This is a genomic window from Citrobacter sp. CRE-46 (assembly GCF_059615875.1).
In genome coordinates this window covers 4,792,834-4,805,533 of record NZ_CM184341.1, presented here as the reverse complement: position 1 = coordinate 4,805,533, position 12,700 = coordinate 4,792,834, and the positions used below count along the sequence as shown (strand labels likewise).

General features: G+C 51.1%; 10 protein-coding genes. 2 read left to right on the top strand and 8 right to left on the bottom strand.

The annotated features are described in order from the left end of the window. Positions 1–10: 10 nt before the first annotated feature. Positions 11–1,009: a 2-keto-3-deoxygluconate transporter gene (gene kdgT, locus AC534G_RS23330; protein WP_003841132.1), complete on the bottom strand. Its 999-nt coding sequence runs from the start codon at positions 1,007–1,009 to the stop codon at positions 11–13. A gap of 699 nt (positions 1,010–1,708) precedes the next feature. Between kdgT and proP the strand changes: the two genes are divergently transcribed. Continuing rightward, positions 1,709–3,211: a glycine betaine/L-proline transporter ProP gene (proP, locus tag AC534G_RS23325; RefSeq protein ID WP_038636419.1), complete on the top strand. Its 1,503-nt coding sequence runs from the start codon at positions 1,709–1,711 to the stop codon at positions 3,209–3,211. A gap of 153 nt (positions 3,212–3,364) precedes the next feature. Continuing rightward, the gene (pmrR, locus tag AC534G_RS23320; RefSeq protein WP_038636421.1) at positions 3,365–3,454 is read left to right on the top strand and encodes an LpxT activity modulator PmrR; all 90 of its coding nucleotides are present in this window, start codon (positions 3,365–3,367) and stop codon (positions 3,452–3,454) included. Here the strand turns inward: pmrR and pmrB are convergent. The 7 genes from pmrB to AC534G_RS23285 form a co-directional block, all read right to left on the bottom strand. Continuing rightward, positions 3,448–4,530, bottom strand: a complete 1,083-nt coding sequence (gene pmrB, locus AC534G_RS23315; RefSeq protein WP_038636424.1) for a two-component system sensor histidine kinase PmrB — start codon at positions 4,528–4,530, stop codon at positions 3,448–3,450. The two genes, pmrR and pmrB, sit on opposite strands and share 7 nt — an antisense overlap. Then, entirely contained in the window at positions 4,531–5,199 is a 669-nt protein-coding gene (gene pmrA, locus AC534G_RS23310) for a two-component system response regulator PmrA (RefSeq protein ID WP_038636427.1), read from the bottom strand. A 4-nt stretch (positions 5,200–5,203) separates the two neighbouring features. Then, on the bottom strand, positions 5,204–6,841 hold the full coding sequence (eptA, locus tag AC534G_RS23305; protein WP_069325136.1) for a phosphoethanolamine transferase EptA: 1,638 nt from the start codon (positions 6,839–6,841) through the stop codon (positions 5,204–5,206). Between the two features lie 117 nt (positions 6,842–6,958). After that, positions 6,959–8,296, bottom strand: coding sequence for an arginine/agmatine antiporter (gene adiC / locus AC534G_RS23300; protein ID WP_038636433.1), 1,338 nt, complete (start codon positions 8,294–8,296; stop codon positions 6,959–6,961). Positions 8,297–8,424: 128 nt separating this feature from the next. Then, the gene (locus AC534G_RS23295) at positions 8,425–9,186 is read right to left on the bottom strand and encodes an AraC family transcriptional regulator (protein WP_110496191.1); all 762 of its coding nucleotides are present in this window, start codon (positions 9,184–9,186) and stop codon (positions 8,425–8,427) included. Between the two features lie 311 nt (positions 9,187–9,497). After that, positions 9,498–11,765 carry an arginine decarboxylase gene (gene adiA, locus AC534G_RS23290; RefSeq protein WP_110498768.1) on the bottom strand — a complete coding sequence of 756 codons (2,268 nt, stop codon included), beginning with the start codon at positions 11,763–11,765 and terminating at the stop codon, positions 9,498–9,500. Between the two features lie 284 nt (positions 11,766–12,049). Then, positions 12,050–12,682, bottom strand: a complete 633-nt coding sequence (locus tag AC534G_RS23285) for a DUF2238 domain-containing protein (RefSeq protein WP_087856515.1) — start codon at positions 12,680–12,682, stop codon at positions 12,050–12,052. Positions 12,683–12,700 lie beyond the last annotated feature (18 nt).

Sequence of the window (12,700 nt, the reverse complement as noted above, 5' to 3'; positions counted from 1 at the left end):
TAAGGCAGAGTTAGTGGTGCAGAGAGTCTGCCGGGGTAGCCACCGTCTCGTTGGCGACCAGGTTTTTATTAAAGCGTTTGGCATACAGCGCGGTGATAATTGGCACCAAAATGGCGGTGACAATCACGCTGGCGGCGACCAGCGCTGTGGCGGAGGCGGCAACCGGTTCAAACGCCGGGTTAATCTGGGCGATAATCACCGGGTTTGCCACAGCAGCGCCTGCCGCAGAAGAGGCTGCCACACCTGCCGTACCGTTCCCGCCACCGATAACGCGGTCAGCAATAATCAGCGGGATACCGGTGATAACGATAACCGCGACGCCCAGCAGAATACCCAACAGACCGGTATCAACGATGACGCTCAGGTTAATGGTGTTGCCCAGCGCAAAGCCGAAGAACGGGATCAGCACCGGCGTGGCTTTGCTGAAGAAAGAACGCAGATCGTGATCCAGATTACCCAGCGTAAAGCCAATCAGGAACGGTAATACCGCGCCGATAAAATGGTGTGGCTCGAAGGAGGCCAGGCCTGCTGAACCAAGGATCACCATCGTCATCAACGGACCGGATTCCAGAGACATCAACACAAATGCGCCGGACTCTTCTTTCGTTCCGTACTGGTTCATCAGGCTGGCGTACAGACCACCGTTGGTCATATCCATCGCAGAAACAATTGCCAGTACCGAAAGTCCCGCAAAGAACCCGGTTTGAATACCGGTATCAGGAATAAATGACGCGGCTATCATTGCCACTACCCACGCCACGGCTATTTTGGTGATAACCAGCGTACCGGACTTACGTAATACTGTACCGGTTGCCCGTAAATCAATAGATGCGCCAATACAAAAAAACCACACCGCCAGAATAGGCACCGTTCCGCTGATCATACCTTTGGTAAACGAACCGAAATACGCGCCGGTATCGGGAGCCAAGGTATTTAACACTGCGCCTAATAACAGGGGAATCAACATCATTCCGCCGGGGATGCGTTCAATCGTGGCTTTAATTTTCATAAACGTCCTCATATCTTGTCGCAGGCACTATATGCGCAAGGAGTTAAAAATTAATAAATTCAAATAGTTAATAAAATTTCTTAACAAAGGTAATCGCTATCTCTTTGTTTTATAGAATCTAACGCGGCATACGTTGAGCATGTTTCTGCTCCCAGGGATATTGCGTCTGGAATTAGTTTGCATTCACGGGAACGTTGATTCAATCAAAATAAAACGATGTTTTAGTTATCTTCATCACATATTCCGCGCAAAAGTTCTCAAACGCTGTAATTATTAAAAAAGCTGTGATCTTTTTGTGAAGGGATTAGGTGATTTTTTTGCTAGCAGAATAATAGTGACCGCTGTGATTGTTGGCGCAATAAAGCGATTTATTCTTGTATTTAATTGTCAGTAAATCGCAAGCATGACATGTAAAAAAGTTGACTCAGAATGACCTTATTTACGCAGGTTGACGAAATGAAATACCATGTGTGAAGTTGATCACAAATTTAAACACTGTTAGGGTAAAGAGGTCATTAACCGCCCAATCAGGCGTCAACAGGTTCGGTTGTACTGCTCGTTTCCAGCCAGTGTAAGTAAACCTGCTACGCTTGTTACAGGGATTGCGTCTGTGCATTCCCCGCTCGGCGATGACCTTAGCGCATGTTGCGTTAGGAGCGTCGAACTGTGCGCGACAGGGCTAAGTCTAAGAGGACTGGTATGCTAAAAAGGAAAAAAATAAAACCCATTACGCTGCGCGACGTCACCATCATTGATGACGGAAAATTGCGAAAAGCCATTACCGCGGCGTCGTTAGGTAATGCGATGGAGTGGTTTGATTTTGGTGTTTATGGGTTTGTTGCTTACGCATTAGGTAAAGTGTTCTTCCCGGGGGCTGACCCCAGCGTGCAGATGGTTGCCGCGCTCGCCACCTTCTCTGTTCCCTTTCTGATTCGACCGCTTGGCGGATTGTTCTTCGGTATGCTCGGCGATAAATACGGTCGTCAGAAGATCCTCGCTATCACCATTGTGATTATGTCGATCAGTACCTTCTGTATCGGTCTTATTCCCTCGTATGCCTCGATTGGTATCTGGGCGCCGATTCTGCTGTTGCTGTGTAAGATGGCACAGGGATTCTCGGTCGGCGGAGAGTACACCGGGGCGTCGATTTTTGTCGCGGAATATTCGCCTGACCGTAAGCGTGGATTTATGGGTAGCTGGCTGGACTTCGGTTCGATCGCCGGGTTTGTGCTGGGTGCGGGCGTGGTGGTTCTGATTTCAACCATTGTCGGCGAGGCAAATTTCCTTGAGTGGGGCTGGCGTATTCCGTTCTTCCTGGCGCTGCCGTTAGGGCTGATTGGTCTGTATCTGCGTCATGCGCTGGAAGAGACGCCGGCGTTCCAGCAGCACGTTGATAAACTGGAACAGGGCGACCGCGAGGGCCTGCAGGAAGGTCCGAAGGTTTCGTTTAAAGAGATTGCGACCAAACACTGGCGTAGCCTGCTGGCGTGTATCGGTCTGGTGATTGCCACCAACGTTACCTATTACATGCTGCTCACCTATATGCCGAGCTATCTGTCGCATAACCTGCATTACTCTGAAGACCACGGCGTGTTGATTATTATCGCCATCATGATTGGTATGCTGTTTGTGCAGCCGGTGATGGGTCTGCTCAGTGACCGCTTTGGTCGTCGCCCGTTTGTGATTATGGGCAGTATTGCGCTGTTTGTGCTGGCTATTCCGGCATTTATCCTGATTAACAGTAATGTCATCGGCCTGATTTTTGCCGGGCTGCTGATGCTGGCGGTGATCCTCAACTGCTTTACCGGGGTGATGGCGTCAACGTTACCGGCGATGTTCCCGACGCATATTCGTTATAGCGCGTTGGCGGCGGCATTTAATATCTCGGTCCTGGTTGCGGGTCTGACGCCGACCCTGGCTGCCTGGCTGGTGGAAAGTTCGCAGAATCTGATGATGCCTGCTTACTACCTGATGGTGATTGCGGTGGTTGGTTTAATTACCGGTATCACCATGAAAGAGACCGCAAATAAGCCACTGAAAGGGGCGACGCCTGCCGCTTCGGATATTCAGGAAGCGAAAGAGATCCTTGGTGAGCACTACGATAACATCGAGCATAAAATCGAAGATATCGATCAGGAAATTGCGGAATTGCAGCTTAAGCGTTCGCGTCTGGTGCAGCAGCATCCGCGTATTGATGAGTAATCAGCTTTCAGGCCTGCGGGTAGCGTTGTACTTAGTAGGCCGGATAAGGCGCCAACTGCCATCCGGCACATTATGTTGATCTATCACAGCGACTTAAGGTTGGCTTAATATCCTTCAGGCAAACTCTCCTCCATAGTTTCGGAGGAGAGTGTCATGAAAACCCGCATTTATGAAAGTTTAACTGCCCTGTGTAGCGTGCTGATCGTCAGCAGCTTTTTGTACGTATGGGTGAGTTCTTACTGAGCTTTCGCTAATTCCACCCAGGCGCGAGTGCCGCTCGTTCCCTGACGATTCTGCAAATAGAAATGCCCGTGATGTAGCTGGGTGATCCGACTGACAATGCTCAGCCCCAGCCCAATGCCGCCAAAACGGCTGTCCATCCGCACAAACGCTTTGCTTAACTCCCCGCATTTACTTTCATCAATGCCTGGACCTTCATCTTCGACGGCCATGACGGCATCATGTTCGGTATTCAGGCCGATCGTAATAGTAGTGCCTTCCGGGCTGTAACGGTGGGCGTTCTCTACCAGATTGCGCAGCAGCATGCGTAACAGCGTTGCGTCGCCACGTACGACAACGTCCGCCGCGCTTTGCGGGAGGAGCAGCGTCTGCTGGCGCTGGTCCAGCATGGTGCTGAGTTCGTCATAGGAGGGCAGAATCACGTCCTCCAGCAGTTTGACATGTTGGTAGCTTCCGGCCGAAAACGACTGCCCGACGCGGGCGAGTTGCAGCAGTTGCGACACGCTGTCCATCATTTGGTCAAGGCGGGCAATTAACGGCGAAACGTCGACTTTATGGGTTTTGGATAATAATTCCAGATGCAGGCGAACGCCTGACAGCGGCGTGCGCAGTTCGTGGGCGACATCGGCGGTAAATAAGCGTTCGTTTTCGATAGTGGTGGTCAGCCGCGTCACCAGCTCGTTGAGCGCTGAGACGACCGCCTGTATCTCAACGGTTGAACTGTGAATTTCAATGGGGGCCAGGTTATCGGCTGCCCGCGCTTCTAACTCTTTTTGCAGATCCGCCAGCGGGCGAGTAATACGTCGCACTGCCTGATAGCAAATCAGCAGCGTCAGGCTGACCATAAAGATGCCGGGGACGATCAGGCTGGCGATGGCCTCGCGGATCTCATGCATGATGTGGCGATCGTTGTTACGGTTATCGCGCAGCGCCTGCTCGAATAACTGTATTTGCTCAGTACTTTCGTGCCACAACCAGAAGGTGCTAATCAGCTGAAAGACCAACAGAATTAGACCTATCGTCAGTATTAACCGTTGGCGAAGAGGGAGCGGTCGTTTTAGATATTGCAGCAGCTTCACTTAGCTTTCCTCAGTGGCGACCAGCATATAGCCAAATCCCCTGACCGTGCGGATACGTGATTTCCCCACTTTATCGCGCAGATTATGGATGTGGACTTCCAGCGTATTGGTCGACGGTTCGTTATCCCAACTGTAGATGTCGTTATACAGAATTTCCCGGTGAACCGGACTGCCAGCCTTGAGCATCAGGCGCGACAGGAGCGCGTATTCTTTCGGCGTTAAGATAATCTCTTGCCCGTCCATCCACACCTGGCGACGACCGATATTCAGCGTCAGGTTACTGACAATTAACTCACTTTCACCCTGATTGTTATGACGACGCAGCAGCGCCCGGATGCGGGCGTGCAGTTCTTCCAGCGCGAACGGTTTGACCAGATAGTCATCTGCGCCCACGTCCAGCCCGCTGACCCGGTCTTTCACCGTATCGCGGGCGGTGAGGATAAGCACAGGTACGGTGTATTTTTTCTGCCTGATCCGGTTCAGGAAGTGCAGACCGTCTTCATCCGGTAAGCCGAGATCCAGAACCACCAGACTGTAATGTCCGGTCTCCAGGCATTGTTCCGCTGCCCGGGCGGTTGATACGCCGTCGCAGGCATAGCCTTCTGTTTGCGCGGCGAGTATCAGTCCCTGTAATAACAACGTATCGTCTTCAACAATCAGAATTTTCATTCGCTTAGCCTCCCCGGCAGGGTTGCAGAATATCATCTGCCGCCTGATATTTCTGTGTTTGCACGCCCGTTAATCCCAGCAGAGTCGAGAACAGATTATCCTGTGAGAAATCTTCTGAGCTTGCCCGTTTTTGCAAACATGTCTGAGAGACCTGATAGCGTTGCTGATAATCTTCTGAGAGCCACAGCAGCATCGGCACATGTTTTTGCGTATCTGGCGCAATCGAATACGGCAGGCCGTGCAAATAGACGCCATTTTCCCCTAAGGATTCACCGTGATCGGAAAGATAGACCAGGCTGGTGGTGAAATTATCCTGATGCTCTTTCAGTATATTGATTGCTTTATCAACAATATAGTCAACATAAAGAATCGTGTTGTCATATGTATTGACCAGCTGTTGCTGGGAACAGGTCTGGATCTCGTTGGTGTCGCAGGTTGGCGTAAATTTCTTGAACTGCGCAGGGTAGCGGTTGTAATAGGTCGGACCGTGGCTGCCGATGGTGTGCAGCACAATCACGCCGTCGCCTTGCAGATTATTAATGTACTCTTCCAGCCCGTGGAACAGGACGTCATCATAGCATTCACCATCAATACACTGTCCCGGCAGGTTCAGCTTAGTCATATTCTGGTGCGGCACCCGATCGCAGGCTCCTTTACATCCTCCGTCGTTATCATTCCACAGCACGTTAATTCCCGCCCGCTGGATGATGTCGAGTACGCCTTCCTGATGCTGCGCCAGTTCTTCATCATAGTGCGCGCGCGGCATATCGGAGAACATGCAGGGTACAGATACCGCCGTGGCCGTACCGCAGGACGTCGTGCGCGGGAAATAGACCACATTATCTTTTTCCAGTAGCGGGTTGGTCTGGCGCGCATACCCGGACAGGGAGAAATTGTCGCCGCGGGAGGTCTCGCCGAGAACCACAATCGTCAGGTTTTTACGCTTTTCTTTTACCATCAATGGATTGCGATGCGCATCTTCGCCAATGCGTACCAACGGCAGGTGGGCCAGCCTCTGGTGCGAATACCATGATGACGTCGCCACAATGCTGTTGGATGGGCTGAGGGATTTCACCAGTTCTTTGTTGTTGCGAAACAGTGAGGCGTAATCTTTATAGAAGAACGCGGCGACCAGCACGATCAGCAACGCGGAGATCAGAATGTTCGCGCCACGGAACAACACGCTGCGCAGCACTGGAGTAATAGGCTTGATTCTTATCCAGCAGGCAATGAGCGCGGCCAGAATACCGCTCACCCCGAGCGTAATTACCATTCGCGGTGTCATCAGGGCGAAGGTTTCGGCGGGCGTGGTGTCCATCATATTGGCGATCATCGAGCGGTCGATGATGATGCCGTAGGTCATGATGAAATATTGAGCCGATGCGCCAACCAGAATGAAAACGCACGCCACCAGGCGGTTAAGCCACAGGAATGAGGCCAGCGTCAGCACGATGTTCATAACGCTGAAAGCGACGACCGGCATTGATAAAAACACCAACACGTTGCGCACAGAATCCAGGGGCAGGTCTTGCAGTACTTGTTTATAGAACGCAATGTTCAGAAAAGTCGCAAGATAAAATGAGAGCAGCAGAAGCCAGCTGATTAACCCGAGAGTGGGCCTTTTAAACAGGTGCTTTAACATTAAGGGGGATTCCATCGACTAAGTGGTGCAGATCCTCTCAAAGTAAAATTAAGCCAACCTTAAGTTCTTAAGATTGGCTTTTTGCAGGATGGCGGCTATTCACCAGTGCCGCTGGCGTTAACTATTTTTGACCGGGGCATCTAATGGATAGGGGTTTTTATGGATCCGGTTGTAGTTAAGTGCGTACAGCGCGGTAATAATCATCAGCGTGACGAACGACCACATCACCTCTTTGGCGCCAGAACCGATCACTGCCCAGATGCAGTAGACAAAGGCGATAAAGGTCACCGCCAGATACAGCGGGCGTGCTTTGCCGAAGTGACCATGACCGAGCAGCAGCAGCGCAGCGCAGGTGTACAGATATGGCACCAGCGTGAAGATGACCGAAACCGAAGAGACCAGACCAAACTCTTTTGCGGCGTTCGGCGACATGCTGCTGAACTGGAAAATGGTCATCAGGATACCGACGATAATTAACCCGGCCACCGGGGTACCGGCTTTGTTAACGCGGGCAAAAATCGGCGGGAACAGCCCGTCATCGGCCGCCGCTTTGGCGGTTTGTCCGGCCAGCAGCGTCCATCCGCCCAGTGAACCAAGACATCCGGCAGCGGCGCAGAAGGAGACGATCGCGCCAGCGGTGTCGCCCAGCGCCATTCTTGCGGCATCACCGAACGGCGAGGCCGAAACACGCAGCGCAGCGTTAGGGATCATCCCCATAATCGCCGTTGTGGAGAGCACGTAACAAACGGCGGCAATCAGCACCCCGCCAATGGTGGCGATAGGCACGTTACGTTTGGGGTTTTTAACCACGCCTGCCGCGACGGAGGCACTTTCCACCCCGATAAATGACCATAAGGTCACGTTCAGGGTGCTTTGAATTGCGCCGAAGGTATTCATACCGCTGACGTTCCAGGCCGCCATATAGGTTTCACCGCGGAACCAGAACCAGCCGAAGACGGCAATCCCAACAATCGGCACCAGCGCCAGCACCGTTGCGACGGCCTGTACACGGGTGATCATTTTCGGGCCGACAATGTTCAGCAATACGAAGATCCACAGCACCACGACACAGGTCAGCGTCAGGACCAGCGGATCTTTTAAGATGGGGAAAAAGTAGCTCAGGTAACCGACGCCAATGACCACCATGGCGATGTTACCAATCCAGCAGGCCAGCCAGTACAGGACGTTAGTCTGGTAGCCTAAAAAAGGACCGAAACAGCGGCGGGCATAAGCATAAGAACCACCGGGACTGGAGTCTAAGGACGACATTTTTGCGTACACCATCGACAGTGCCAGAGCACCGATAATCGTGACCAACCATCCGTAGATTGCAATCCCGCCAGTTGACGCAAGGTTTGCGGGTAGCAGGAATACACCGGAACCCATAATATTCCCCGACACCATAAGGGTGACGGGGATTAAGCCCACTTTGTGAGCATCAGCATCCGTCGACATATTTTTAAACTCCTGATAAGGATAAATGACGGACTTATCATACCTCTTCAAAAGACTATTTTATGATGACGGAGCTGGGGTATCGCTAATGCTGATATTATTATGGCTTATCGCTAACTGATTAAAACTCAGGCAGCGGATGGCTCCCGATGTTGACTAACATAATGCAGCGGCGTCATCCCATAGAACTCTTTGAATACGGAAATAAAGTATGAGGTACTGTTATATCCGCACAGTTGAGAGACCTGGGAAATATTTTTCTCGTCCATCAGGAGTTGATTGACGGCATAACGCATGCGACATGTGGTAATTATTTGACTATAACTTGTATTTTCACTTTTGAGCTTCTTCTTTAACAGGCTGGGACTCAGGCATAGGCAACTGGCGACCATGCTTAAATTCCAGTCTTTGTGTATGTCGCTCTCAATAATGTGATAAACGCTGTCGCTGATACGACTACGCAACATATGCATGAGCAAAGAAATAAATTTTTTGCTGTCAAGAAAGCGCGATAACACCGTGAACAGTAGTGAGCGTGTGCGCTCTCTTTCACCTTCGTCCACTGTTTCCATTACGCTATGTTGGGCGGCCACCCGGAAGACATCCGGCGTCAGACTGGTAGCGGTGATCACTGGGTTAGCACTCCGCTGCCAGAATGGGATCTGTGAAAGGTCCTTATTTAAAAAACGCAGATAGTCTTTAATGATATCGCGGCTGATATGTACGACCAGTGCGTTATTAAGTGATGAGAAATCGATAATATTGTTATCACACGCCACCAATGCCATATGATTAGCTTTTAAACTGATGGCTTCTTTACCGTTAATCCTTAACCAAACATCCTTCTCCGTTAATACGACAACACACGCTTCTTTGCTGCAAAGTCTCATACCCAAACTCCAGGAATATGACATAAACTACCGTAACTCACCATTGGGCAAGAAATAACCGGCAAATGAAATTGTGTGATGAATCAAGACAGGCGATAAAATAGCGATATTTAGATTAATTACAATATCTGTAGGGATTATTGCCGTGTACATAAATTTTTACGCAAGTGGCAACGTGCAATTTTCGTATAAAAAAAGCGCGGGGTGGTCCCGCGCAAAAAGGTATGACAATGTTATTGTTTTGCAGCAATACTCAGGAATTACTCAAGCATGACATGTCATCCTTCAAATCGGACTATCTCAAAAAGACATTATGCTTTCACGCACATGACGTGATACACACCGTCAATAATTTCCGTTCCTTCGGTTTCATGTTCAAATCCAGGGAAATGGTGGTCCCAGGACTGCAACGAACGTAGATAACTAATCTGCGGGCTATTAGCGTCGCCAAAGTTTTCACCGGACAACAGCATCGGAATTCCTGGTGGGTAAGGAATCACGGAGTTTGCTGCTATACGGCCCTGCAGATTTTCAATGGCCACCATCTCAACGTTATCGCTGACAATCGCGTTATAGGCTTCACGCGGTGTAATTTCAGCAACAGGCAGGCCGGAGTAGGCTGCATTGAGACGGCTGCCAGGGTTGTTCTCTTTCAGCCAGGCAAACATGGTGTCGCCAAGATCGTGAATGCCCATGTTTGCGTAAGTGTCTGGATATTCCTCAACCAGTTCAGGCATTACCTGTGCCAGCGGAGTATTCGCATCGTAGTGATGTTTGAAAGAGCACAACGTGTTGATCAGTGTGCCCCATTTCCCACGGGTAATCCCCATTGAGAACAGGAACATAATCTGGAAGTCGGTGGTACGCGTCGGCACGATACCGTGACGGCCAAGCCAGGCGGTGACCAGAGCAGCAGGAACACCTGTCTCTTCCAGTTCGCCATCGTCGCCCATACCCGGTGCCAGAATGCTGACTTTAATCGGGTCCAGCATGCTCCAGTTATCCGGCAGATCTTTAAACCCGTGCCAGGATTCGCCAGGACGCATTACCCAGCAGTTCTGGTCAGTGGTCAGGAGTTGGGTTGGCGCATCGGCAAAGTCATAGGTTTTGCCGGTCTGCGGATCGGTTACCACTTCTTTGTTCCACGGTTTGAAGAACCAGTCGCCTTCGGCGGTGAATTCTTTGTACAGCCGCGCCATGGCCTGACGGAAATCGACTGCTTCGTCAATCACTTCCTGGGTGAGCGACAGGCCGCTGTTACCGTCCATCATGGAAACCGCCACATCGTTTGATGCGCAGATGGCATACAGCGGAGAGGTGGTGGCGTGCATCATGTACGCCTGGTTAAAGCGGGAGAAGTTCACGGCCCCACGACCTTCACGGACGTGAATATAAGATGCCTGAGAGAGCGCATTCAGCAGTTTGTGAGTCGAGTGGGTGGCAAAAACGGTAGGGCCGTTATGATCGCCCGGCGCGCCACGCATGGCGTAGTGGTCGGCATAAATTGGGTTAAAGCGGGCATAGCCGTACCAGGCTTCATCGAAGTGGATACGATCGCTGGTTTGCGCGAGCAGGTCCTGCGCCTCTTTTGCGTTGTAGCAAACGCCGTCATAGGTACAGTTAGTCACGACGCTGTATGACGGTTTTTGTCCGGCTTTGCCTTTTGTCAGTGGGCTTTCACTGATTTTTTTCTGCAATGTTTCAGGCTGCATTTCCTGCGGGTAGATAGGCCCGATAATGCCGTAGCGGTTGCGGCTAGGCACCATGTATACCGGTTTTGCCCCGGTAAGGATCAGCCCCTGTTCAATCGATTTATGGCAGTTGCGATCCAGCACCACGACGTCGTTGTCGGTCATACAGGCTTGCATGATGGTGCGGTTAGAGCCGGAAGTCCCGACCACCACGGACCAGGAGCGGTCAGCGCCAAACACCCGGGCGGCATATTTTTCGCTCTCGCCAAATGCGCCAGTATGATCCAGCAGTGAACCCAGGGAGGTGCGTTCGATACCCATGTCGGTACGGAATAAGTTTTCGCCGTAGTAGTCATGATAGAAACGACCGGCTGGGGTTTTGGTAAAACCGACGCCGCCCTGGTGGCCAGGCGCCGCCCAGGAATATTCATGGATGTCGCTGTATTTCATCAGCGCGCTGAACAGCGGCGGCAGAAGCTGCTGGCGGTAACGAGTCATCGCCGCCACGGCGCGCCCGGCGATAAAGTCTGCGGTATCTTCCAGAATCCAGGCGAATTCATCGACAAGCTCCAGCAGGTCGCGATCCAACGATGCGGTGGCTTTTTCGCGATCGCCCAGCAGGAAAACAGGAACGTTTTGCTGGCGCTCGTGGAGCTTGCCGATCAATTGCCTGACATTCAGATGCTCATCTTGTTGTTCCATTTGATAGCTGAACATCAGGCAATCAATGGCTTCATTTGCGGCGAGGATGGCGTAACCATCGTCGAATGAGGTGGACTTAATGACGGTAACATTCTGGCGGCTTAATGCGTCAGCCAGACGTTCGACAGCGCTACCGACCCAGGTGTCCTGATGCAGAAACTCACTTTCAACAATTAATACTTTCATCATCTTTTACCCGGTTGTGGAAAGGTTGCAATTTATGGATTGCAGACACACCGTATGAATGTGACGCAGGCAAGTATTATCCTGAGAAAATGGGCTGTAAAGCGGGTAAAAAATAGTCTGTTTTGTATTTTATATGTTTTTAAACAATGAGTTATGCTGTGTTGAAGACGGATTTTAACCGCCGTTTATCGACAGGGGGACTATTTTTTTGGCTGATACTGATATTGCTGAATGGCAAGCATGCAGGCCGGATGTGCATCAGCAACATCCGGTAATGATTTCATTCAGTTGGCGGTGATTAACCCATAATGGCGCAGTTGCTTGCAATGCATTCTCGCCAGTAAAATCACGGTGGTTAAGGCCCCAAGCAGGGCGCAAAACATATCGGATTGGGTATCCCATGGGTCGCCCTGCGTGCCGAGAAAATCATCAGCTCCTTGACCCATTGCCAGCGCCGCCCACCATTCGATCAGCTCATAGGTCGCGCTAATCGCCAACGCCACGCAGCAGACTAAAAATGCCAGCATTTTTCGGCCACGGACAATATTACCGCGCACTAAAATCTCTCGTGCCGTCAGCGCTGGCACCAGCCCCTGAAAGAAGTGACCCAGCTTGTCATAGGGATTGCGACTAAGATCCAGCCATTCCTGAACCTGAAAACCGACGGGGACTTTGGCATAGGTATACATACCGCCGACCATCAGAATGATGGCGTGAAAGAAAATTAGCGTGTAGAGCAGCGGCGTCAACGGGTAGCGCTTTACGGTAGTCAGCAACAACGGTACGACGATAATGACCGGCGTGACTTCCATCAGCCAGGTGATTTTCTCAGTGGCACAGATGCCGGTGTAGATAAGGATCAGCGCCAGAATCAGCGCGCCAGACTGCAAAATCATGGGGTTCAGTGTGCGGAGCATTATGAATTCACACGTAAT

Bases quoted from the DNA above. Each gene is read 5' to 3' on its own strand.
- kdgT (WP_003841132.1), bottom strand. From the start codon at position 1,009: ATGAAAATTAAAGCCACGATTGAACGCATCCCCGGCGGAATGATGTTG.
- proP (WP_038636419.1), top strand. From the start codon at position 1,709: ATGCTAAAAAGGAAAAAAATAAAACCCATTACGCTGCGCGACGTCACC.
- pmrR (WP_038636421.1), top strand. From the start codon at position 3,365: ATGAAAACCCGCATTTATGAAAGTTTAACTGCCCTGTGTAGCGTGCTG.
- pmrA (WP_038636427.1), bottom strand. From the start codon at position 5,199: ATGAAAATTCTGATTGTTGAAGACGATACGTTGTTATTACAGGGACTG.
- eptA (WP_069325136.1), bottom strand. From the start codon at position 6,841: ATGTTAAAGCACCTGTTTAAAAGGCCCACTCTCGGGTTAATCAGCTGG.
- adiC (WP_038636433.1), bottom strand. From the start codon at position 8,296: ATGTCGACGGATGCTGATGCTCACAAAGTGGGCTTAATCCCCGTCACC.
- AC534G_RS23295 (WP_110496191.1), bottom strand. From the start codon at position 9,186: ATGAGACTTTGCAGCAAAGAAGCGTGTGTTGTCGTATTAACGGAGAAG.
- adiA (WP_110498768.1), bottom strand. From the start codon at position 11,765: ATGAAAGTATTAATTGTTGAAAGTGAGTTTCTGCATCAGGACACCTGG.
- AC534G_RS23285 (WP_087856515.1), bottom strand. From the start codon at position 12,682: ATGCTCCGCACACTGAACCCCATGATTTTGCAGTCTGGCGCGCTGATT.